Origin of the sequence: Pseudoalteromonas sp. PAR1 (genome assembly GCF_947311895.1) — a bacterium.
Lineage (GTDB): Bacteria > Pseudomonadota > Gammaproteobacteria > Enterobacterales > Alteromonadaceae > Pseudoalteromonas > Pseudoalteromonas lipolytica_C.
On record NZ_CAMZMY010000007.1, the window covers coordinates 57,222 to 82,326 of the forward strand.

At 43.4% G+C, this 25,105-nt stretch carries 17 protein-coding genes; 10 read left to right on the forward strand and 7 right to left on the reverse strand.

Features of this window, described 5'->3' with window-relative positions; translation table 11 throughout:
* Positions 1–45 precede the first annotated feature (45 nt).
* The 3 genes from QL229_RS07665 to QL229_RS07675 form a co-directional block, all read right to left on the reverse strand.
* Positions 46–3,261 carry a S41 family peptidase gene (locus tag QL229_RS07665; RefSeq protein WP_281546710.1) on the reverse strand — a complete coding sequence of 1,072 codons (3,216 nt, stop codon included), beginning with the start codon at positions 3,259–3,261 and terminating at the stop codon, positions 46–48.
* 168 nt (positions 3,262–3,429) lie between these two features.
* Entirely contained in the window at positions 3,430–3,675 is a 246-nt protein-coding gene (locus QL229_RS07670; RefSeq protein ID WP_171040424.1) for a DUF3297 family protein, read from the reverse strand.
* Positions 3,676–3,760: 85 nt separating this feature from the next.
* Positions 3,761–4,225 (reverse strand): TonB family protein, encoded by a 465-nt coding sequence (locus QL229_RS07675; RefSeq protein ID WP_281546711.1) that lies wholly within the window; start codon positions 4,223–4,225, stop codon positions 3,761–3,763.
* Positions 4,226–4,405: 180 nt separating this feature from the next.
* Here QL229_RS07675 and QL229_RS07680 point away from each other — a divergent pair, with 180 nt between their 5' ends.
* The 3 genes from QL229_RS07680 (at position 4,406) to tkt (ending at position 9,745) form a co-directional block, all read left to right on the forward strand.
* The gene (locus tag QL229_RS07680; RefSeq protein ID WP_253038994.1) at positions 4,406–6,490 is read left to right on the forward strand and encodes a TonB-dependent siderophore receptor; all 2,085 of its coding nucleotides are present in this window, start codon (positions 4,406–4,408) and stop codon (positions 6,488–6,490) included.
* On the forward strand, positions 6,480–7,625 hold the full coding sequence (locus QL229_RS07685; protein ID WP_281546712.1) for a heparan-alpha-glucosaminide N-acetyltransferase domain-containing protein: 1,146 nt from the start codon (positions 6,480–6,482) through the stop codon (positions 7,623–7,625). Before QL229_RS07680 ends, QL229_RS07685 begins: the two co-directional genes overlap by 11 nt.
* Positions 7,626–7,744: 119 nt before the next feature.
* Complete coding sequence (gene tkt / locus QL229_RS07690; RefSeq protein WP_253038997.1) at positions 7,745–9,745, forward strand: transketolase; 2,001 nt, start codon at positions 7,745–7,747, stop codon at positions 9,743–9,745.
* Positions 9,746–9,864: 119 nt separating this feature from the next.
* Here tkt and tal read toward each other — a convergent pair whose 3' ends face one another.
* A complete protein-coding gene (gene tal, locus QL229_RS07695; protein ID WP_253038998.1) occupies positions 9,865–10,818 on the reverse strand; it encodes a transaldolase in 954 nt (317 codons plus the stop codon).
* 231 nt (positions 10,819–11,049) lie between these two features.
* On the opposite strand from tal, the gene QL229_RS07700 reads away from it, so the two are divergent.
* The 6 genes from QL229_RS07700 (at position 11,050) to QL229_RS07725 (ending at position 18,874) form a co-directional block, all read left to right on the forward strand.
* The gene (locus QL229_RS07700) at positions 11,050–12,702 is read left to right on the forward strand and encodes a ribulokinase (protein ID WP_054562996.1); all 1,653 of its coding nucleotides are present in this window, start codon (positions 11,050–11,052) and stop codon (positions 12,700–12,702) included.
* A complete protein-coding gene (locus QL229_RS07705) occupies positions 12,699–13,394 on the forward strand; it encodes an L-ribulose-5-phosphate 4-epimerase (protein WP_063528078.1) in 696 nt (231 codons plus the stop codon). The genes QL229_RS07700 and QL229_RS07705 overlap by 4 nt, the downstream gene beginning before the upstream one ends.
* A gap of 23 nt (positions 13,395–13,417) precedes the next feature.
* Positions 13,418–14,917 carry an L-arabinose isomerase gene (gene araA / locus QL229_RS07710; RefSeq protein ID WP_055198523.1) on the forward strand — a complete coding sequence of 500 codons (1,500 nt, stop codon included), beginning with the start codon at positions 13,418–13,420 and terminating at the stop codon, positions 14,915–14,917.
* A 130-nt stretch (positions 14,918–15,047) separates the two neighbouring features.
* Positions 15,048–15,632 (forward strand): beta-phosphoglucomutase family hydrolase, encoded by a 585-nt coding sequence (locus tag QL229_RS07715; RefSeq protein WP_281546713.1) that lies wholly within the window; start codon positions 15,048–15,050, stop codon positions 15,630–15,632.
* A gap of 71 nt (positions 15,633–15,703) precedes the next feature.
* A complete protein-coding gene (locus QL229_RS07720; protein WP_281546714.1) occupies positions 15,704–16,915 on the forward strand; it encodes an aldose epimerase family protein in 1,212 nt (403 codons plus the stop codon).
* A gap of 12 nt (positions 16,916–16,927) precedes the next feature.
* Complete coding sequence (locus QL229_RS07725) at positions 16,928–18,874, forward strand: family 43 glycosylhydrolase (protein WP_281546715.1); 1,947 nt, start codon at positions 16,928–16,930, stop codon at positions 18,872–18,874.
* Between the two features lie 212 nt (positions 18,875–19,086).
* Here QL229_RS07725 and QL229_RS07730 read toward each other — a convergent pair whose 3' ends face one another.
* Positions 19,087–19,521 (reverse strand): DUF4019 domain-containing protein, encoded by a 435-nt coding sequence (locus QL229_RS07730; protein WP_281546716.1) that lies wholly within the window; start codon positions 19,519–19,521, stop codon positions 19,087–19,089.
* 494 nt (positions 19,522–20,015) lie between these two features.
* On the opposite strand from QL229_RS07730, the gene QL229_RS07735 reads away from it, so the two are divergent.
* Positions 20,016–20,966, forward strand: coding sequence for a diguanylate cyclase (locus tag QL229_RS07735; RefSeq protein ID WP_135923043.1), 951 nt, complete (start codon positions 20,016–20,018; stop codon positions 20,964–20,966).
* Positions 20,967–20,969: 3 nt separating this feature from the next.
* Here QL229_RS07735 and QL229_RS07740 read toward each other — a convergent pair whose 3' ends face one another.
* Positions 20,970–21,467 carry a hypothetical protein gene (locus QL229_RS07740; protein ID WP_281546717.1) on the reverse strand — a complete coding sequence of 166 codons (498 nt, stop codon included), beginning with the start codon at positions 21,465–21,467 and terminating at the stop codon, positions 20,970–20,972.
* A gap of 52 nt (positions 21,468–21,519) precedes the next feature.
* Entirely contained in the window at positions 21,520–24,939 is a 3,420-nt protein-coding gene (locus tag QL229_RS07745) for a LamG-like jellyroll fold domain-containing protein (RefSeq protein WP_281546718.1), read from the reverse strand.
* Positions 24,940–25,105 lie beyond the last annotated feature (166 nt).

Sequence of the window (25,105 nt, forward strand, 5' to 3'; positions counted from 1 at the left end):
CCCGCATTGCAGCGGGGTTTTTTCTTTTTAACAACCAGTTAAGAATTAAAAGTCAGTCGGTGCTGGTGGCACGGTGAGTGGCTTTTTCGGGTTGTCTTTTAGCTCTTTTAAAAGCTCTTCTACGGCACGCTCTATCGATGGATCTTTACCTTGGTAGATTAGCTCTGGGCGGTCAACCACCTTGATATCTGGGGTGACACCTTCGTTTTCGATGATCCAGTTGCCATCGTTATCTAAAATGCGGAATGTTGCCGCGATAACTTGGCCGCCATCGACAAGGCTTGGATTACCTGAAATACCAATTAATCCACCCCAAGTACGGGTACCAATAAGCTTACCTAACCCCGCTTGGCGGAAGTAGTAAGGAATAGCGTCACCGCCTGAACTTGAGTAACCATTGATCAGCATGGCTTTTGGACCATCATGAGCAAATTGTGGTGTTTTAGTTGGCTCAACACCACGGCGCTTCCAATAATTAAGCGGTTTACGGGCAAGCCAGGTGATCATGTGCTCAGGAATAAAGCCGCCGCCATTGTATCGGTCATCAATAATCATGGCGTCTTTGGTGGTTTGCGGCATGTAGTTTTTGAACATGGCGCGGTTACCTTCGTAGGCTGTATTTGGTAAGTGAACATAACCAATACGGCCATTTGATAGCTTATCAACGTAGGCTGCACGAGAGTTAACCCAATCTAAATAACGCAAACCTTGTTCGCTCGCTACAGGCTTAACGGTAACTTGCCATGCGCCTTTGCTGCGCGGTTTACTGTTAAGAACTAGCTCAACTTGCTCACCTTGGGTGTTCTCTAGCAATTCGTAGAAGTTAGCTACGTCTTTTACTGAGCGGCCATTTACGGCAATGATGTAGTCGCCGTTATGTGCTTTTACCCCTGTTGTACCAAGTGGTGAGCGGAAGTCTTCATGCCAGTTTTCGCCTTGGAAGATTTGCTCAATTTTTACGTATCCAGATGGATCGCTGGCAAGTTTTGCACCTAATAAGCCGTGCTTTTTACGCTCTGCTTTAGGCATATCACCCGACTGCACATAAATGTGGCCTGAGTTAATTTCACCTGCGATTTCACTGAGAATGTAATCTAAGTCACTACGGTGTGAGATAGCATCAGCCATAGGTTGATACTTGGCTAAAATTGCGTCCCAATCTTGGCCGTGATGGTTTTCGTCGTAGAACCAATCACGTAATGTACGCCAGCCTTCAACATACATTTGCTGCCATTCGATTTGTGGCTCAATTTTTAAGGTCATGTTACTAAGATCTAGCTTATTCGCTGCTAGGTCTTGTTTTGCTTTAGGCTCAATTAAGCTGTAATCGTTACCCGCATGCACTAACAGGTGCTCACCATTGCTCGAAATAGTGTAGCTGCTTACCCCTTTAGCCACAGTTTCAAGCTCGCTGTCGTGAGCTGTGCCTATTAATTGTAGGCCGCCATTAGCCAGTGTTAGCACGCCATCTTTTACAGCCGTTAAACTGCGATAATCCCCAGCCGGTGCATTTAAAGCGGTTACACGCTGCATAAAGTCGCTGCTTTGCAGGGTATTACTGTTTTTCTTATCGTCATCTTTTTGTTTATCGCTGACGATCGCTGTTTCATCACTTTGTAGTGCGATAAGTGGTTTGATACTGTCATTTACGGCAGCGGCATAAATACGCGTTGCACGATTAAACATGTAGTCAAACTCGTAGCTGCTAAAGGCTAAGTTAAAGTCGCGCTCAGAGCTGAAGTACAGGTATTGACCATCAGGAGAGAAAGTTGGGTTTTGCTCATTGGTCATTTCATCCGTTAAGCGAGTCACTTTCTTTTTATCAATATTGTAGTGCCACAGTGAGGCATAGCGGTTTTCATTGTTTTTTACATACACAATGTCTTCGCTATTTGGCGACCAAGTATACTGGCGAATACCTTCTTCATCGTAGATGCTGGTATCAATTTTGTGCTGTTTACCCGATTTTGCGTCTATCCACCAGAGTGTGTGATTCTTATCTGCAAATAACAGTTTTGAGCTATCAGGTGACCAAATTGGTGTAAAGCGCCAAATAGTGCCGTTGCTGGTTAGCTGCTTAGTGGCATTGTTGTCGCTGCGATCTTTTAAGTAAATTTCGTATTCGCCGCTTTCATCGCTCATATAAGCAATATAACGACCATTTGGCGACCAGCTTGCGTCAATCTCGCGGCCTTTTGCTGTGTAAGATAGGTTACGTGTTGGGCCTTGTTTAACCGGTACGCTAAATAGCTCACCGCGGGCAGTAAAGAGTGCACGTTTACCATCATGAGAAATCGACATTGAATCGATAAAGTCACTCACATTTTTTGTGTACGGCATTGCGTATTGACGCACACCAGCAATGTTAATGCTCAGCTTAGTGCTTTTTTGAGTTTTTGGGTCAAAGCGATAAAGGTAACCACCATTTTCATAAACAACAGCATTTGGGCCAGCTGATGGCCACAGTACGTCAAAGTCTTTATGGTTGGTTAGCTTCTTAGGCTCAGCACCTTTTTGGTATTGATACAGGTTAAGGGTGTAATCACGGTCAGACACAAAGTAAATGTTGTCGCCAACCCAGGTTGGTTGCTGATCGGTTGCGCGGTTACTAGTTAGCTGCTCTGAGGTATTGTTTTTTAGATCGTAAACCCAAACATCTTGTGCGCGACCGCCCCGGGTGCGTTTCCAAGTACGAAATTCACGGTCAATCGGGGTGTAAACATATTTGCTACCATCTGGCGAAAGCATACCGCCGCCCGTTTCAGGGATAGCGAGAGGCTGCTCAAGGCCACCGTCAGCAGGCACCATGTATGGACGACCCATACGTTTACCCCACGGTGTGCGGTTAGCACGAAATACCACATTTTTGCCATCTGGTGTCCAATCGAGAACACGATAATCAAAACCACCGCGTGGTGGCATTGGGCCAACATCGTTGTAGTAAGTGAGTTGTTTTAAGCCAGAACCATCGCTGTTAATTACATAAATTTGGCGGCTGCCATTGTATTCGGCTGCAAACGCAATGCGTTTACCGTCAGGTGAAAACTTCGGAAAGGTTTCAAAGCCAATATGGTCGGTTAAGCGTTTGCTCTCGCCTGTTTGCGTATTAGCAATGTAAATATCACCACCGTACACAAAGGTAACATTTTGATTATGAATATCTGGAAAACGCAATAAGCGCGTATCTTTTGTTTCGTAAGCTGATGCCCAAGGTGCCAGTGTCGCAGCCATGGCCAGTGCCAACGTTGTTAGTTTTTTCATGGGATTACATCCTATTTTGGGAACTGTTACATCATAACAATTCAGTTTTAAATAGCGATGCAGTTGCGATGAACGCAGTGTTACAAAATGTGTCTAAAAATCAAACGATGGAATGGGGCTATGTATTTAGGGGAGTGTCGGCTAAAGCAGGCTTTAGCCGACAAATCATTACTTGTAGAATACTTCTACAGTGCCTTTTACTTTTAATAGTAAAGGTTGGCCGCGGCGATCTAGCGCTTTTGGAGAAGCGATTTTGATCCAGCCTTCGCTGATATTATATTCTTCAACGTCAAAACGCTCTTTGCCGTTAAGTTTTACACCAATTTCATGCTCGAAAACTTCTTCCACATAAAATTTACTACGTGGGTTGATAGAAAGTTGGTTTGGTAATTCTGGTTTTTGTGTATCAGTCATAGTTGCGATCTGCATTGAATAAATTGTGCGCCATTGTAGGCAATACCTGGCATTGGCTCAAGTATCTAAATGGCAAATTTATTGTTTACTCGCAGGCTTGTTCTGAATGCTCAACACACATAGCTATAGCCTCACTCTTTTTGTCGTAATCGAAGGTGAGGCAGTAATCAAAACGCATGGTTAGCTCAAGTGTTTGATCATCAGTACGTTCAGGCCATTGCCAATCTCTCACTATTTGCCTTGCTGCTTTTCTAACGTCTTTACTAAAGCGCTTAGGTGCTGAGTTCACGATATTAAGGTTTTTCACAACACCATCGGGAGTAACTGCAAAGTTAACAATCGCGCAGCCACTACCTTGCTGATTAAGTAGCCCAGTTGGGTATTGCACATAAGGTATATGATCAAGACGTTGCCATGTTGGCTTACCTGTGGAGGTGTCGAGTACCTGTGCTTGAATATCAACAAAAGGGTTTCGGCCTGATAAATCAGGGTTAGCGAATGAACTTATAGATGTGCATACGAGCGTTAATGCGAAAAGTGATTTATTCATAGTTTTCCCTAACTTGATTGTTTTTTATTCATTTTTTGATACTAGAGGTGAATTTGCATTATGTAAACAAAAAAAGATAGGTAAAAATTCGGAACAAAGTGATTTGTTATACTATATCAATCTGTTTATTTATGTTATTTTATAACAAAACATATCTATCAATTTCTACAATTAAGCCTTATGAAGTACTCAACTCTTAGTTTAGCATTAGCTGCGGCGTTTGCAGCGAATACATATGCAGCTGATAACAGCGATATAGAAACGATCACCATTGAGCATAAACAAGCGTTCCGTGGTGATATTCCAACAAAAGATTTACCACAGTCGATCACCACATTAAGTAAAGACATGCTCACCGATAACGGTATCACTAAGTTTCGTGACGCACTGGATTTTTCTGCCAGTATCAGCCGTAAAAATAATGGCGGGGCGCTGTGGGATAGCTACTCAATACGTGGTTTGTCGGGTAACGAAAATATGCCGTCTGGATATTTAGTTAATGGCTTTAGTGGTGGTCGCGGTTTTGCAGGCCCGCGTGATGTATCAAATATTGAATACATCGAAGTATTAAAAGGGCCGGGCTCAGCTCTTTATGGTCGCTCGGAGCCGGGTGGCACAGTAAACATTATTACTAAAAAGCCCCAGTTTTATCAGCAAGGGCAACTTCAAGCCGAGTTAGGTAGCGATGATCACAAGCGTATTCAAGGTGATTACACTAATGGTCTAAGCGATGATTTAGCATTTAGAATCAATGGTGCATGGCAAGATAGCGACAGCTTTAGAGACTATGTTCACCATGACAAATTCGTCATTACTCCTTCGCTTTATTATCAAATTAACGATAACTCATCACTGACCTATGAGTTTGAATACGTTGACCAACAGCAAATGTATGACCGCGGTATTGTGGTGCTAAATGGTGATTTTGATACCGTGCCTGAATCGCGCTTTTTAGGTAATCCAAATGATGCGCCAACTAAGGTGCACTCACGCGGTCATCAATTAAATTACAGCAACGATCTAAACCAAGATTGGAGTTTGTTATTAGGCGCCAGTTACCGTACTGCAACATTAACGGGTTTTTCGTCAGATGCTGAGCTTTCACCATCGCGACAGTCATTATTTGATGATGGTAGAACTTTAACTCGCCAGCACAGATACCGTGACTATGAGTCTGATGATTTATCGCTGCGCTTTGAATTAAGCGGCCATTTTGATGTTGCCGGTATCACCAATCATGTACTGTTTGGTGTTGATGGTTACGACTATGAGCTACGCACGGGGCTTTATCGCTACCGTGGTGGTAATGGCACTTACACCATTGATATCTATGAGCCAGAGTACAGCACCACTGAAGGCCCTGAAGTAAGCATGCAGTACGAAAATAACGAACAGCAAAATGCGTACGGTATTTACCTGCAAGACCAACTAGATCTAACCGATAACTTAAAAGTGATGTTAGGTCTGCGTTTTGATGAAATTGAACAAGATATCTTTGAAACTAAGTCTGGTGTTGCATCAAACAGCAAAGAAAACCGCATTAGTCCACGTTTTGGTGTGGTTTATGCCCTTAATGACGACATTAACTTTTACTCAAGCTATTCAGAAGGCTTTTTACCACTAAGTGGCACCGATGCCGAAGGTAAGCCATTTGGTTTTGAAGAAAGTGACTCGTTTGAAGTGGGTGTTAAGTTTAGTTACGCCAATATCAGCGGTACGCTTGCTTATTTTGATGCAAGTAAGAGCAATATGCTGGTGGCAGATCCAGTAAATGTGGGTTATTCAGCACCTGTTGGTAAAGCAAATAGCACAGGTTTTGAGTTAGACTTAACAGGGTCATTGGGTGATAACACTGAGTACACCCTATCCTATGCTTATGTTGATGCCGAAACTGCCACAGACAGCATAAATGTTGATTGGTTAGTGCCAATTCCTAAAGGCAGCCCGCTTGTGAACGTACCGAAGAATAATCTTTCGATTGGCTTAAACCATGACCTAAGTGTATTTGCACAAGACATAAAGGTTGGCGGTCATTATCAATATGTGTCTGACCGTTTAGGCGACCCAGCTGATTTAACCTTCCGATTACCTAGCTATCAAACCGTTGGTTTATTTGCTAAATGGCGAGCGACTGAACGTACAACGGTGTCACTGAATGTTGATAACGTGTTTGATGAGCAGTATATCGCCAGCTCTTACAATGCATTGTGGGCCTACCCGGGTGCACCAACACAATTCAAATTAGGTTTAAGCTATGACTTCTGAGCAAGTTAAAAGCCGTATTCACAGTATCGACATCATGCGTGGTGTCGTTATTCTGCTGATGTTACTTGATCACGTGCGAGAGCGGTTTTTCTTGCACATGCAGGTGGCCGATCCCATGGTGGTTGATACCACTTCGCCGGGGCTTTTTTGGAGCCGCTTTGCTGCGCACTTTTGTGCGCCAACCTTTATCTTTTTAACCGGTTTGTCGGCGTGGCTTTATAGTCACCCAGCAAGTGGCGTGGCGCGCTCAGCACGAAGCTTTTTAATCAGGCGAGGGCTTTTTTTAATCGCCCTCGAAGTGACACTGATTTGTTTTTCGTGGATGGGTTACTATCACACCATTTGGCTACAAGTGATGTGGGCGATTGGCCTTTGTATGCTGGTGTTAGCAGCATTGATTAAGCTGCCACGCAACCTATTGCTGGTGCTTGGTTTAGTTATCGTATTTGGCCATAACTTACTGACCCCAATCAGCTTTACGCCCGATGAGTTTGGTTACTCGCTGTGGACGATTTTGCATGACCGAGGCTATCTATCACAAGGCGGTTTAATTGACGTAAAAATTAGCTACCCAGTGCTGCCTTGGATTGGCGTAATTTTATTGGGTTACTGTGCAGGCCCTTTATATGCGCACACTCAAGCGGCAGATTCGCGTAAACGAGCATTACTGCTGTTAGCCCTGTTATGTGTGGGATTATTTGCGCTGCTGCGTGGTTTTAATATTTATGGTGAAACCTTGCCGTGGCAAACGTTTAGCACCACAACCGAAACCATGATGTCGGTATTTAACGTGACTAAGTACCCACCTTCACTGAGCTTTTTGCTGATCACGTTAGCAGGCATGTTTGTTGGCTTATGGTTATTTGAAAGACCACTTAACCGCTTTACTAATGCGCTGCGAGTGTATGGCTCTGTGCCTATGTTCTTTTATATTTTTCACCTCTATGTACTGCTGTTTATGTATCAAATAGGCATGCTGATCTGGGGGGCAAATCAAGGGCAATATTTAGGAGTCAGTGATATATCAGGTATTTGGTTTATTACTTTGTTGTTGGCAGTAGGGCTTTATTGGCCAACCAAGAAGTTTAGTGAATACAAGCGTAAGGCTAACAAGCCTTGGTTAAAGTATTTATAATTAACAAATAATAGGTTGCTAGCTCCTGTTTATACGGGGGCTGGCGGTTTATTAAGTTGCTATTTGGGTGAGTTTTTGCGATATTAATTATATTATAATATTAACAGGAAGCTAATAAGATGACTCTGCCTAGTTCTCAATCTGCAAATGCTATTCGCATACTTGCTGTCGATGCCGTTCAACAAGCTAACTCTGGCCACCCAGGTGCGCCTATGGGTATGGCTGATATTGCAGCGGTATTGTGGCAAAACTTTCACCGCCATAACCCATTAAACCCAGACTGGTCTAACCGTGACCGCTTTGTGTTATCAAATGGCCATGGTTCAATGCTTCAATATGCATTGTTACATTTAAGCGGTTACGACGTAAGCATCGAAGATATTAAGCAATTCCGTCAGCTTCACTCTAAAACACCGGGTCACCCAGAATATGGTTACACACCGGGTGTAGAAACAACTACGGGCCCATTAGGTTCTGGTATTGCTAACGCAGTTGGTATGGCAATCGCTGAAAAAACCTTAGCAGCGCAATTCAATAAGCCAAAGTTTGATATTGTTGATCACTTCACTTACTGCTTTATGGGTGATGGCTGTTTAATGGAAGGTATCTCGCACGAAGCATGTTCGCTGGCAGGTACGTTAGGTCTAGGCAAGCTAATCGCATTTTGGGATGACAATGGCATCTCTATCGATGGTGAAGTAGAAGGTTGGTTCACCGACGATACACCTGCACGTTTTGAAGCTTACGGTTGGCAAGTTATCCGTGATGTTGATGGTCACGATATGAATGCAATTGCGGGTGCAATTGAAGCGGCACAAAGCAACACTACGCAACCAACACTAATTTGTTGTAAAACAGTGATTGGTTTTGGCTCGCCAAATAAATCAGGAAGCCATGACTGTCACGGTGCACCACTTGGTCACGACGAAATCGTTGCAGTACGTGAGCAGCTAAACTGGCCGCACCCTGCATTTGAAGTTCCACAAGAGGTTTATAACGAGTGGAATAATCAAGCGAGAGGCCAAGAGCTTGAAGGTGCATGGCAGCAAAAATTTGCAGCTTATAGCAAAGCACACCCTGAACTTGCAAAAGAATATACACGCCGTGTTCTTGAAAAAGCATTACCAGCTAACTTCGCTGAATTAGCTGATGAGTACATTGCTAAATGCCAAGCCGACATGCAAAACATTGCGACACGTAAAGCATCACAAAATGCGATCACCTTCTTTGCTAACCAGCTTCCTGAGCTAATGGGTGGCTCTGCCGACCTTGCCGGTTCTAACTTAACCTTATGGCCAGAAGCAAAAGGTTTACAAGATGCTGCTGATGGTAACTACGTATTCTATGGCGTACGTGAGTTTGGTATGAGCGCAATCATGAATGGTATTGCATTACATGGTGGCTTCATTCCATTTGGCGCAACTTTCTTAATGTTTATGGAATACGCACGTAATGCAGTACGTATGGCTGCATTAATGAAAGCGCAGAGCATTTTTGTGTATACCCATGACTCAATCGGTCAAGGTGAAGATGGTCCAACTCACCAACCAATCGAGCAAATCGCTAACCTTCGCATGACACCAAATATGACTGCATGGCGTCCGTGTGATGAAACTGAAACTGCGGTAGCTTGGCGCCAAGCGTTATTAAAAGAAACCGGTCCAAGTTCACTGATCTTCAGCCGTCAGGGTACAAAAGCAATGGCACGTGATGCACAGCAAGTTGCTGATATTGCAAAAGGGGGTTATGTACTTGTTGATAGCGAACAAACAGCTGAACTTATCCTAATTGCAACGGGTTCTGAGGTAGAGCTAGCTGTGAATGCTGCCGCTGAACTGACAGCACAAGGCAAGCAAGTTCGCGTGGTATCTATGCCATCAACGAATCAGTTTGATAGCCAAGACAAAGCATACCGTCAAAGCGTGTTACCAGCTGGTACACCAAAGATTGCTGTTGAAGCTGCACACCGTGACTTCTGGTTCAAGTATGTTGGCCAAGATGGTGATGTACTAGGTATGGATACATTTGGTGAGTCAGCGCCTGGTGCAGTATTGCTTGAACACTTTGGTTTCACAGTGGCAAACCTAGTTGCAAAAGCAAACGCATTACTTGCTGAATAAAGTGACTGGTAAAAAATTATCGTAATCGCAACACGATAAGCCTGCTTTTACTAAAAGGCATGCAATAAAAAAGCCCGCAAACCTTGGTTTGCGGGCTTTTTGCTGCTTAAACAATCGGCTTAAACTAATTCGCTTAAGATTGACTCTAGTTTCTCTTGGTCAATTGCGAACTGACGAATACCTTGGCTTAGCTTTTCAGTTGCCATAGCATCTTCATTCATTTCCCAGCGGAAAGCTTGCTCAGTCATGGCTGCTGGCGCTTCTGCTTTTTCAGTTGCTGGTAATAGTTTTTGAGTTAAAGGTGCGTCAGTTGCAGCTAGTTCAGCAAGTAACTTAGGGCTGATAGTTAAACGGTCACAACCTGCTAATTCTTGGATTTCACCGATGTTACGGAAGCTTGCGCCCATTACAATCGTGTCGTAGCCGTGCTTTTTGAAGTAGTTATAGATATGCGTGACTGACTTAACGCCCGGATCGTTAGCGCCGTCGAAATCAGCGCTTGCATCTTGTGCTTTGTACCAGTCAAGAATACGACCAACGAATGGTGAAATTAGGTAAGCACCTACTTCGGCACAAGCGCGTGCTTGAGCAAATGCAAATACCAGCGTTAGGTTACAACGGATACCTTGCGCTTCAAGTACTTTAGCCGCTTGAATACCTTCCCATGTTGAAGCAATTTTGATTAACACGCGCGATGTGTCGATACCTTGCTCTTTATATAGAGCAACAAGCTCAAGTGCTTTATCAATGGTTGCTTGAGTATCAAATGATAAACGCGCATCCACTTCTGTTGAAACAAAACCCGGCACTTGCTCCATTAATTTAGAGCCAATTAATACCGCTAGCTTGTCAGCTGCTTTTGTTACAACTTCAGCTGCGTCACTGCTTTGTGCTTTTGCCCATGATACGGCTTCGGCAGCAAGTGGGCGATATTTCTCAATTTGAATCGCGTTTAAGATTAGTGATGGGTTCGTTGTTGCATCTTGCGGTTTATATTCGTTGATTGCTTCAAAATCACCCGTGTCAGCAACAACGGTTGTCACTGCTTTAAGTTGTTCTAATTGACTAGACATAGTTTTCCCATTCTTATCATACAAAAGTTAATGTAGTGGCTTTAACCTATTATTTGTGCTGAAAAAACAATCTAATCTTCCAGAAAAACTGCGCAATAAATCGCCCGCCAGCAGCAAATAATCCTGTTAATAATATTTTTATAATACCTTTACAATCTGGTATTGTTGATATTATCATACAAATAAAGATAATGACTAACAATGTTAGTAAGCAATTAGTGAAAGGTAATTATGTCTCGTTATACGTTGGGATTAGACTACGGGTCGGACTCGGTAAGAGCATTACTCGTTGATGTTGCGACTGGTGAAGAACTTGCCAGCCATTTAGTAAACTACCCGCGCTGGGCACAAGGTTTATATTGTGACCCAAGTAAAGATCAGTTTCGTCAGCATCCACAAGACTATATTGATAGCCTTGTAGAAGTAGTAAATGGTCTTTGGTCACAAGTTCCAGCAGGTACTGCAGACAAAGTAGTGGGTATGAGCTTTGATACGACAGGCTCAACACCTGTAGCAATTAATAGCCAAGGTACACCACTGGCATTAACTGAAGAATTTGCAGAAAACCCAAATGCAATGTTCATTTTGTGGAAAGACCATACGTCTATTAAAGAAGCAAATGAAATCACTGAAGCTGCAACTAACAACGATGTGAACTACCTTTCACACATGGGCGGTATCTACTCTTCTGAGTGGTACTGGGCCAAAGCATTACATATTTTCCGCGTTGATAGCAGTGTTAAAGCAGCCACTTATTCATGGGTTGAGCACTGCGATTGGATGACCGCGCTAATGTGCGGCACAACACACCCTGAAGCATTAAAGCTAGGTCGTTGTGCAACGGGCCACAAACAAATGTGGAACGAGCAGTGGGGTGGTTTCCCACCAAACAGTTTCTTCAGCAATATCGATCCACTATTAGATGGTGTTGTTGATACGTTAAATGCAACGACAGAGCCAAGCGACCAAGTTGCTGGCAACTTAACTGCTGAGTGGGCCGAGAAGCTAGGTTTACCACAAGGTATCGTGATTGGTTACGGTGCATTTGACTGTCACATGGGCGCAGTAGCAGCCAATGTTCGCCCTGGCGTTCTAACTAAAGTAATGGGTACTTCAACTTGTGACATCACAGTAACGTCTAAAGAACAGCTAGGTGATACCTGCGTTAAAGGTATTTGTGGTCAAGTTGATGGCTCAGTGATCCCTGGGCTAATTGGCTTAGAAGCCGGTCAATCTGCATTCGGTGACTTATACGCATGGTTCAAAAACCTAGTACTTTGGCCAACTCGCCAACTTACAAATCTATCTGACGCTGAACAAGCGTTAGTTAACAAGCTAGAAGATTCAATCTTAGTTGATCTATCAAAAGCTGCGGCAGCACTGCCTGTAACAAGCAACGATGTAACTGCGCTTGATTGGGTAAATGGTCGTCGTACGCCAGATGCTGACCAAAGCGTTGCCATGGCATTAACAGGCTTAAAAATGGGCACTGATGCACCTAAGTTCTTCAAAGCACTTGTTGAAGCAACTGCGTTTGGCGCACGTGCTATCACTGAGCGTTTCCGTAGCGAAGGCGTACCAATCGAGTCAGTGGTTGTTATCGGCGGTATTTCTAAAAAATCAGACTACGTAATGCAAACTTGTGCTGATGTTTGGAACTGCCCAATCGACGTTTTAGAAAGTGAGCAAAGCTGTGCATTGGGTGCGGCAATTATGGCTGCGGTTGCTGCGGGTGAGCACGCAACAGTGGCAGATGCTCAAAAAGTGATGGCGTCGTCTGTATGTCATCAATATTTACCAAACCCTGAGCGCGTTGCTGTGTATGACGAGCTTTATGCCAACTACCAAGCACTTGCAAGCTATGTAAACGGAGACAAAGCATGAGTTTTACTGAACTAAAACGTGAAGTCTATGAAGCGAACATGGAGCTGCAACGTCGTGGCTTAGTAATTTATACCTTTGGTAACGTATCGCAAATCGACCGCGACAAAGGCGTGATTGCGATTAAACCAAGTGGTGTATCTTACGACCAAATGAAAGCCGACGACATGGTGATCGTCGACCTTGAAAACAACATTGTTGAAGGGTCTATGCGTCCGTCTTCTGACACCAAAACACATGTTCATTTATATCGCCACTTTGATTCAATTGGAGGTGTAACACACACGCATTCGACCTATGCAACTGCATGGGCGCAAGCAAAACAAAGCATTCCTTGCCTTGGCACAACTCACGCTGACTATGTACACGGTGATATCACCTGTACTCGTGAGCTAACCGATGAGCAAGTGAATGGCGATTATGAATTAGAAACCGGTATTCAAATTACTGATGCGTATCAAGACCGCGATCCGAAAGCTGCACCTATGGTGATTGTTGCGGGTCATGCGCCTTTCACGTGGGGTAAAGATGCCGCTCAGTCTGTATACCATGCCGCGCTACTCGAAGAGATTGCACGCATGGCGTATTTAACACGCACTTTAGATCCACACGCAGCTGAACTTAAAAAAGCAGTGATGGATAAACATTATCTACGTAAGCACGGTAAAAACGCGTATTACGGTCAGAGCAAATAGCAAGAATTTAGAGGATTATTAACATGACGACGATGACGAAAGAAGTCTGGTTTGTTACCGGCTCACAACATCTTTATGGTCCTAAGGTGTTAGAAACGGTTGCCAAAGACAGCGAAGCAATTGTAGCGGGCTTAAACAGCGAAGCGAACCTACCAGTAAACTTGGTATGTAAGCCTACTGTTAAGTCACCTGAAGAAATTCACGCTGTTTGCCAAGCGGCAAATACGGATCCTAACTGTGTTGGTTTAGTTTTATGGATGCACACTTTCTCACCTGCGAAAATGTGGATTGCTGGCCTAAGCGAATTACGTAAGCCTTGGTTACACCTTCATACTCAGTTCAATGCAGCCCTTCCTTGGTCTGACATCAACATGAACTACATGAATACGCACCAAAGTGCACACGGTGACCGTGAGTTCGGTTTCATCGGTACTGTAATGCGTAAAGAGCGTAAAGTTGTTGCTGGTCACTGGCAACGTGCTGACGTACAACAGCAGTTAGATGACTGGTGTCGTGCGGCAAAAGGTTGGGCAGAAAGCCAAACACTTAAAGTTGCGCGTTTTGGCGACAACATGCGTCAAGTTGCAGTTACTGAAGGTAACAAAGTTTCAGCGCAAATTACTTTTGGTTATGAAGTACACGCCTTTGGTGTCGCTGAGCTTGTAAAAGTGGTTGATACTATCACTGAAGAAGAAGTTGATGCACAGTTAGAGCTTTATAAGCAAGACTACGTAATTGCTGACGAAACTCTACAAGACGATTACGCAGTGAAAATGCTACGCAACGAAGCACGTTTAGAGCTTGGTATGGAGCGTTTCTTAGAGAAAGGCGGCTTTAAAGCATTCACAAACTGTTTTGAAGACTTATCAGGTCTTTCTGGTCTTCCGGGTCTTGCTACACAGCGCCTAATGTCGAAAGGCTATGGTTACGGTGGTGAGGGTGACTGGAAAACAGCTGCTATGGTTCGAATCATGAAAGTAATGGGTGAAGGCCGTGACGGCGGTTGTTCATTCATGGAAGATTACACTTACAACATGGGTGAGACTGACCAAGTACTTGGCGCGCACATGTTAGAAGTGTGTCCTTCAATTGCAGCACAAAAGCCACGTCTTGAAGTTCACCAGCACACTATCGGCGTGAAATGTGATGTAGGTCGTTTATTGTTTACAGCAAAACCGGGTGCTGCAATCAACGTATCACCAATTGATATGGGTAACCGTTTCCGTATTCTAATCAACGAAGTAGATACAGTGGCTCCGCCAGCTGATTTACCTCACTTACCGGTTGCTTCAGCGCTTTGGGAACCAAAACCAAATCTATCTGTAGCATCAGCTGCATGGATCCACGCCGGTGGTGCACACCACACTGCATACAGCCAAGCAGTAACAACCGATATGATTATCGATTTTGCTGAAATGGCTGGCGTTGAAACGATGATCATCGATAACGATACGACGATCCGTGGTTTCAAAACAGAGCTTCGTCATAACGCAGCTTATTACATGCTAAAACGTGGCCTGTAAAACGAATATTTAAAGTACTTGGGCATGTGTTTAGCATGCCCTGTCAAATTTTGTTGTCGATTAAGCCAGTGATGAGCCTTGCTCCTCGCTGGCTTATGCTATTGTGAAGCGAAACTTTTTAGGAGTAGATATGATCGATTTAAGCGCCTACCAAGGCATTATTTTTGATATGGATGGCACCTTAATTGACTCAATGGGCAGTCACTTACAGGCATGGCAGAAAGCTTGCGAAGCCTATGGGTATCCATTCGATTACGACTACATGTATAGCTTAGGCGGCATTCCGACCGTTAAAACAATTGAAATGCTTAACGAAAAATTTGGTTTAGATCATGACCCCTTGGTTGTGGCAAAAGATAAACACCAGTTTTGGGTTGATTTACAACATCATCCACTAGTGATTGACGAAACCGTCGCAGTACTTGAAAAGTACCATGGTGTATTGCCTATGGGTGTGGGCACGGGGGCTGACCGCGAGCATGCAATTGATCATCTAACAGATACTAATTTAATTAATAAAATTGGTGCCTTAGTGACTGCCAGTGATGTTAGTAAAGGCAAGCCGAACCCAGAAACATTCTTAAAAGTAGCAGAGCTTTTAGGTGTTGAACCAAGTAAATGCGTAGTGTTCGAAGACACGCAAATTGGTTACCAAGCCGCCAAAAGTGCGGGGATGGATTGCATCATGGTGAAAGACGGCAAAATCCAACTTTAGCGATTAAATTTGCAATGACACCCTTATTTGTATTATAAAACTATAAATACAATTACAAAAAGGTTATTCATATGTCATTGCAATGTGTTTTCCAAGGTTTAAAAACAACTCATCAAACAGCCAGTTCGAACACGAAAAAGTCGCGCGGGCTTTATGCATTGTTGGTGACATGTGGGATTGCCCTTACACCAGCGTGTGCTCATCAAGGAGACAATATGACTACTTCCCCTTCAGCATCAATGACGGCCTATGGCGTACTGGCTGATCAAACGCCAGTTAATCAAGTAACGCTGACTAACAGCAATGGTATTAGCGTTGATGTAATCAATTACGGCGGCATTATCACGCGTATTGAAACGCCAGATGCAAAAGGCGAAATGGGTAATATTGTACTGGGTTTAGATAATCTAGAAGCATACACAAAAGCGACAACTTACTACGGTGCAATCATCGGTCGTTTTGGTAACCGTATCGCAAACGGTAAATTCACCTTAAACGGCACTGAATACCAATTAGCGACTAACGATGGTGACAACCATTTACATGGTGGTGTGCAAGGTTTCGATAAGAAAGTATGGAACATGACACCGTTCACGACGCAAAACAGCGCTGGCGTTACTTTAAGTTTAGTGAGCCCTGATGGTGACCAAGGTTACCCGGGTGAAGTAACGACTGAAGTAACTTACACGCTAACGAATAACAATACGCTAGATATGCAGTTTATTGCTACAACAAGCAAGCCTACCATCATCAATATGACGCAACACAGCTACTTCAACCTAGCGGGTAAAGGCGACATTCTTGATCACCAAATGCAAATTAACGCAAAAGTAATTACCCCTGTCGATGGCGGCTTGATCCCAACTGGTGAGTTGATGGATGTGGCTGGCACACCGTTTGACTTCCGTACTGCTAAAGCAATTGGTCAAGATATCAAAGCAAGCAACGAACAACTGAAACTTGGTAAAGGTTATGATCATAACTTTGTGCTTAAAGACACGCCAAGCAATAAGCTTATCGAAGCCGCGACGGTTTACGAAGCAAACTCTGGTCGTACGTTAACAGTTTACACAGAAGAGCCTGCGGTACAGTTTTATTCAGGTAACTTCTTAGACGGTAGTACTCAGCAAGCGTCTGGCTTAGTGCATAATTTCAGAAGTGGTTTTTGTTTAGAGCCACAGCATTTCCCTGATGCACCTAATCAGCCAACGTTCCCAAGCACAACATTACTGCCAGGTGACGTGTATTCAACACGCATCGTGTACGAATTTGGTACAAAATAAAGGAACACAAACGTGAAAACAACAAAGCTTAAAAACGCAATGCAAAAGGCTGGTTTAGCTAGCCTATTTGCCTTGTCGTTTGGTGCACTGACTGGTTGTCAGACTACGGCTGAAGACAACACAGCCAAAGCAGATGTCGCAGCCACAGCAAAAGCGCCAATTCAAGATGATGGTATTTTTACTAATCCTCTTTTCCCAAATGGCGCCGATCCATGGCTTGAGTATTGGGATGGTAACTATTACCTAACTACAACAACATGGACATCTGAGTTAGTGATGCGTAAATCACCAACACTAGCTGGCCTTGCTGATGCAACACCTGTCAATGTTTGGTCTGATTCAAACCCTGAGCGTTGTTGTAACTTTTGGGCGTTTGAGTTCCACCGCCTAAAAGGACCAAACGGCTACCGTTGGTACATGATGTACACAGCCGGTACTGATGGCACTTTAGATAACCAACACTTAAACGTATTAGAAAGTGCCGGTGATGATCCTATGGGTCCATACGAATACAAGGGCGCATTAATGCCTAACGTATGGAACATCGACGGTAACTATCTAACATACAAAGACAAGCTATATGTGATCTACTCACAATGGCAGGGTGATCAGCAATTAAACATTATTGCTGAAATGGAAAACCCATGGACTCTGAAGAAGAACTCACCACATACGGTGATCACGCGTCCTGAGCTAGATTGGGAAATCAGTGGTCGTAAAGTAACTGAAGGCGCTGAAATTTTACAGCACAATGGCCGTACGTTTATGACGTACTCAGCAAGCTTCTGTAATACCCCTGATTACAAACTAGGTATGCTTGAGCTTGTTGGTGACGATCCGCTAAAAGCGAGCAGCTGGAAGAAATACGACAAGCCAGTATTTGAGCGTACAGAAGAAGTGTTTGGCCCAGGCCATAACGGCTTTTTCACGTCGCCAGACGGCACAGAAGATTGGTTAGTTTATCATGGTAATGATTCGGTAGAGCACGGTTGTAGCGCGACTCGTTCATTACGTGCGCAAAAATTTACTTGGAACGACGATGGTACACCAAGCTTTGGTAAACCATTAACACCAGGTGTTGAAGTCGCACCGCCATCAGGTGAATACGGCCCACTGGTAACGCGAGTGCAAGGTCAGCGCTACCAATTAGTGAATGCAACAAGCGGCTTATGTTTAGACATTGCAGCTGATCCACAAGATGCACGTGCAGTACAACGTCAGTGCGCAAGCACCAATGGTCAATGGGTTATTGATGCAACAACAGATGGTTTTGTTCGTTTAGCTAACCGTGAAGACAGCAAGTTCTTAGAGCTTGAAAGCTGTAATGATGCCGATAACGCTAAGGTGCAATCTGCAGCATGGCGCAATAACTTCTGCCAGCAATGGAAAGTAGCACCAAGCACAGATGGTAATGTATCTATTACTAACCGTTACACAGGCAAACCATTAGCGATTGCTGGTTGTTCTGCTGCACAAAACCAAGCGGTTTTACAGCAAAGCGACGCAACAGCGTGTGGTGACTGGCAATTACGCCCAATGGGTAGTGTTGTCGTATTAAGCCAACAAAGTGGTAAAGCACTTAGCGTGGCTGGTACGGTTAAAGCAGGTACCAATGTTGAGCAACAAGCTTACACGCATAAAGATGCACAGCAATGGTTCTTCACACCAACAGATACTGGCTATGTAAGCCTTAAACAAAGCGCTGACAGCGAGTTCTGTGCTGCGATAGCTGATAACGCCTTAGTACCAGGTGCCAACGTAGAGATGGCGTCTTGTGCGGCGAAAACAGCACAGTGGCGTATTGCTCCAGTAGAAGGCGGTGGTGTTATGCTGATCAACCGCTACACAAAGCAAGCACTTGGTTTAAGTAACTGTGGTTTAGCTGAAAAAACTAACTTCGCACAACAACCTGATTTAGGTAATAAGTGCCAAGTGTTCCATCTGCGTGAACCAAATTAAGTTATAAGTAAAAAATCGACTCAACCAAAGCCACTTCATTTATGAGTGGCTTTTTGTGGCTGAAGACTGTAAGTTAGCGAGAGTAAAGTTCCAAGCTGAGCGGTGGGGTTGTTATGTGTGGCGTACCTCTCAGCACTTGCTCTGTTCATTTTTGGGTAGGTTGGGTAGAGCGAAGCGAAACCCAACATAATCCATCCACACCTTCATAACCCCTAATTAATTAAATAACCTAAAGGCTGCCATTGGCCACTATTTTTACTCAGGCTCAGAGTTTCTAGGGCATGCTCCTTATTGGTGAAGCTTGTTTGAAATTGAACCACTAAATATTCGCCATTAGGCATTCCGGGTAGTGATGAATATTCTTGTACATCAAAATAAGTACGAGACATTACGCGACCAAGGGGAATACGAAGTTGCTCTAATGCCAAGCGCCATTTTGGCTCTGGTGTGGCTGTCTGAAATATGTGATCTGTTTGCTGCCAACTCTGCAAGTATTCGCCGCTATCAACAAGCTTAAGCCATGCTCTTGCTGTTTCAATTGAAGTTGAATCTTTTGCTTGAGCAAAAAAGCTCATCCATAAACATGTAATCAATAAACATGCTTTAAACGTAAATCCATTTACTGAAACTAATAAAATGTTACGCATAGAATGACCTTACTTAATTCATGGGATGCAGCCATCTTACGTTTGGGTTGGTTAAATTCTATACTAAAAAAGTGCTATGAGAGGGTTTTTGAAGTGATGTATTAATGCTTATTTCTTATTTTGTGTTTTTGCTCGTTTTAACTGAGAGTGAAGTGTTTAGGTTTATTTTAAATTATATGCTTTTGTTTTTTAAATATAAAAACTATGTTTCTTCACTGCTTATTTTTTAAAGTAGGCGCTTAAAATATTGTGTTTTTAATGGTTAAGGAAGTTTCGTATTTGCTTGATCGATAATTCAGAGCCCGCATTTTCACTGTATTTTGCCCCTTTTTAGGGAGGTAAGAGGGAGTTAGCGATGGGAGAGTTACAAGAGTAAAGTTGGCTTTGGCCAGAAATATACTACCCAAATGTTGGGCCTTAGCTATTTGCCGTCACTTGAAAACCCTGATAATGCAAACTACCCTCAACGATGAACCAGCAAGGGTAAACTTTATATGGATAGTTCGCTTAATTCGTTACGAAAAAAAGCTGAAAAAGACCTGAGTAAAGCAACGCTTGATAGCAATGTTGTTTTGGTTGAAGACAGTGATCTTGATTTTACTATTATCAACAAAGTGTTATCACCTCAATATAATGTTAGCCGCTTCTCAACAGCTGAAGCATTGTTAGAGCAATTAGGTGATCTAAAAGTATCACTTTTCTTATTTGATTATCGGTTGCCCGGTATGGACGGTATCGACCTATGTCAAACCATTCGTAGTGTTCCTGCGTTTGAGCATACGCCCGTAATCATGTTGACGGGCGAAAATTATACAAACTTTGAATATAAGTTTTGGGACGCAGGATGTAATGATTTTATTGCTAAACCCTACAGTGCCGTAACACTTCAAAAACGTGTAGAAAAAGAGCTGAAATACAGTGCTTTGCTTGAGCAACATAAAGAAGCATCAATGATTGACTCGCTCACGAAAGTTTTTAATCGACGCTATTTAGAAGTGGTGATGAATCAACTGAGTGCAAGGTACGAGTCACCCGAAGTCTCTGTGTTATTACTGGATATTGATTATTTTAAAAAATATAACGACCGTTATGGCCATTTGGCAGGTGATGCAGCGCTTGTATCAGTTACTAACACTGTGAAAAGAGCATTAGCACGCGACACTGATTTTATTTCACGTTGGGGTGGTGAGGAGTTTGCTGTTGTTCTTCCACACACTAACTATGAAGGCTGTCAGTTGGTGGCAAAACGAATAATAGACCTATTGCACGAAGAGCATTTACCTCATGAAGGTTCACCCTGTGGCTACTTAACTATTTCAATTGGCGGGGTGACGGTTCCTGAATCTCCAAGAGATTGGAAGACACTTTTCTTAAAGGCCGACGAAAACCTGTACGAAGCTAAAAAGAGCGGTCGTAATCAATACTGTTTAAAGCCAGAGGTCTGAACTTTATACCAACACACTCATCAATACACCGGGATCGCTTATACCTGCTTCTTTTAGCGCGTCGCTAATTGATTGGCTAAGAGACATTATTTGCGTATGGATTTCCATGACCATTTTGGTCTGTGTTTCAACTTGCACTTTAACCGCTTCATCTTCTTGGTTTTTAAGTGCTTGCAGTTTGGCTAATTGCTCTTTGGCAAGTTCAAGCTGTTCTTTGAGTTTTTCTAGTTGTTCAACCATTTTGCGGATATGCGCAGGGAGTTCGCTAGATATTTCTTCTTTTTGCGTGGGCTCTACTTCACGACCTGAGAGTTTATTCATCTCTTGGCTGCTGAGTTTGTAGCCTACTTTTGAGTTGGTATTACTGACTGCTGTATCTGCGTTTGAGATATTTAACGCACTTGCTAATGAGTTAATAGCCATAATGAGAGCGATGAAAGTGAATGATATGTATGTATCGGCAAGGGGTACTAAAGCTTTAGAAAAAAGCCGGGTTTTCACCCGGCCTTTCCAGACAACAAATAGTTGAGGTGAGGCAGCTCACCTCACTTTGTTACTCTTGTGCAGCAGCTGCATCAAAGAGTGCTTTTATTTCTTCAGCGCTAATCGCACCGTTGAAAATTTTCAGTTCATCGATAGCACCGTTATAAGGTGTATCCCAGTAGTTAACACCGAGTGCAAACTCATTTGTTTCACCAGGAACCGTGAATACACGCGGGAAGCCATCGGTTTCTAGCTGTAATTCGCCGTTAACATACATCTTCAACACATCACCATTCGTACCATCAACAGTGAATGCAACATGTGTCCATTCTTTTGCTGGAATACGGCTATCTAGTTCTGCATTATCGAAGAAGGCACCGTTATTTGCCCATAAACGAGTTAGGCCTGTACCTGCCATAGATGGCACATAACTTAACCAAGAGCCTGCACTTGCACCTGCGAAGAACGCTGTAGTGTAATCAGTGAAGGTTTCAGGTTTTAACCACATAGATACTGAGTAATCATTGGTCGTGATTAAGTTATCCGGTAAACGAACACCTGAACCTTCTAGGAATACTGCTTGACCAATTACACCGTCAACAAAAGTTACGTTACCACCAGTATTGTTGATGAAACCACCCGTTGGTTTACCCGCTGCATACGCACCGTTTAATGCACTTAGGTCACCTTCGAAGCTGTATTCAGCAGGTGCAAGTGATTTTAAGGTTACATCGAATGACTTAGTATCAGTAAAGTCTTTGTACTTAATAGTTGCAGTTAATGTCACTACTTGGTCGCCAGCAGAGGCGCTAGGTTGAGTAACAACAGCTGTGCCATTAACCGGTTTTAAGTACTCTTCGTTGTTTGACGTCCAGCTAATACCAGATACAAATGGACCTACACGCGGTAACTCAAAGCTTTCACGTACTGCCGATACATCACCTAAATCAAGCGCATCAGTAATGAAGCTCTCAAATTTAGTCGGATCTGTCAGGTTATTGATAGCCGCACCATTAATATCTAGGCCGTTTAGCGCGTAGTCATAAACGATGAATTCATCAATTTGACCTTGGAAAGGTAAGTCCCAACCGTAGTTCACACCAAGGGCAAAGTTACCTGTTTGTTCGCTAAAGAAGTCAGGGCGAGGCATCGAACCTGCACGTACACCATCACGATAAAGTGTTGCAGTGCCATTAGCATAAGTGATTGCAATGTGATTCCAATCCATTACCGCTGGAGAGTCAGAAATGATTTGGTTCCACATATCAGTGCCATCATCAGCTAAATAACGGCTCCATAGCATTGGTGTTGACGTAAAGTGTGTACTACCTGGGATCAAGCTCATCCAACGTGCATCAGACGTTGATGCGAAGAATGTAGGCGTAAAGTTAGTTAGTACAGTTGGCTTAAACCAATACGAAATAGTGTACTCATCGCCTGTTACTAACTCATCAGGTAAACGTACGCCCGTTGCACCGTCAAAGTTAAATGCTTTACCTGTTTGACCTTCTGCGTATGCAGCTGTACCAGTACCCACATTTAACATGTTATTATCTGTTACGCCCGCATCATCAAGGTTACCTAAACCATCACTTAGCGAATCTTCGAATGCATAGTGTGCAATCGCATTTTTAAACTCTGGTCGCGCTTTTAGATTTACATTAAATGTTTTAGTCGTGCTTTCACCGTTTAAAGAGATATTAGCCGTTAAAGTAACCGCTTTATCACCGCGATCTGGCGTTGGAATGAATACTGAGCCTTCACTGGTGATGTAGTATTCATCACTGCTTTCCCAGTTAATTGCAGCACCGTCTTTACCTTTGGTTGGTAATGAGTAGCCTTCGTCAGCAATTGATAATTCAGTTTTGATATCAAGTGCTTCTTGAACAGTGCCCAGCACGTTTGCAGTATCCGTAATTTCATCACGTTTACTTGCCCAAATGGTAGCGCCTTCGCTTGATGTAGCTGATACAGTGACAGCCATTGCTTTAGTTGCATCATCCCATTGCCATTTAGCCACGCCAAAGTAAGTACCAGAATCTAACTCAAGTTTAATATTTGAGTCATCAATCATGTACCAGATACCTGGATCATCACCGGTTACTGAGTGATCTTCGTTTAAAGCAATATGCATTGAGCGAATAGCATCTGTATTTACATCATTGCCATGGTTGATAAATTTGTAATAGCCGTAAAGCTCATCTGCCACAACCATGTTGTCGCCTTCAAGCGGCACATAACGTTGTGGAGAAGCCATAGGCCAACCTAATGAGTTAATGAACATTTCATGTACGCGAACTTGGTGCGCTTCTGAAATGGTTGGGAACTCAGTCGATGTTTGCGGGAAACGCGTATGCGTAACTAAGATATGACGACCTGTCGCTTCATCGTAGTAAGCAGAGTTATGGCCCGGTGATTGGTAGCCCCATGCTGGTGCTGTTTCGCCAAGTTCTTGCGTGTACTCAAAGCCGCCCATTAGTTTTTCGCCGACCTCCAGACCGCCGATAGCTGCAATGTCATTACCTGCGTTATCTAGATAAGGGCCATCCGGTGTTTTTGAGCGAGCAACACGGATGTTGTAGCCACCATTAAGATCAAAACCAGCAACAGAGAAGAATAGGTAGTAGTATTCACTTTCTGGGCTGTACATGACAAATGCACCTTCCATCGCACGGAAGTCACCGCCAACTAGCTTTTTACCATAGCCTTGACCTGCTTCTGGCATACCTGTTTCTTCGTCCATTGCTAGCACGAAAATACCGCCAGAGTATGAGCCGTAAACCATCCAAAGTTTGCCATCAGCATCATAGAAAGCTGCAGGGTCAATGGCGTTAGGATCAACGGCACCATTCCATGTTGTCTGGCCATTATCAAGTGGGTAAGCTGCAAACTCAGCTTCTGTACGATAACCGCTGCGTAAGAAAATACCTTTGTTTGTATACGGACCTTCGATATTGTCAGCTTCAGCTAAACCAAGGTAAGAGCGGTTCCAGCATACTTCATCAACAACATCTGGTGTATCTGGGTTATCTTGTGCACAATGATTATAGTAGAACCAGAACTTGCCATTTGGCGCCTGAATAACATCAGCAGCCCAGTTTCCTGTGAAACCGTCTGTCCATTCAATGCCTTCGGCAATTTCACCTGTGTAGTTGTAATCAAATAATGGGCTTTCATTAACGGCTTCGTTAGCTGAAAGACTCGAAATCATTTCCCAGTTCAAGAGATCAGTCGATTTAGCGGCAGCAAGGTGTGACCCGAAAATATAATATGTGTCGTCGACTTTAACGACAGAAGGATCGTGCACGCTTACATTGGTAACCATTACACTACCTGATTCAGTGTATTCAACACTGCTGCTTACAGTCGGTTTTGCACTTTGCGGGTCGGCAACCGCTGGTGCTGTGTCAAGCTTAGTACCATCTTCTTTGCCACAACCTGTCACAGCCAAAGAGCAGGCTATGACCATGGCTAATTTATTTAATTTCATTTTATGTGTCCTCTTGAAACTGGGATTCATTTTTTTATTCGATTGTTGTCAATAAAATTGCCGCGCGCCTATATCAAACTAATAAGAACGTAGTATTGTAATTTTATAGTACGATTTAAAATGTGCAAATACTTTTGCAAAGGTAATTGATATGTAAATATGAAGT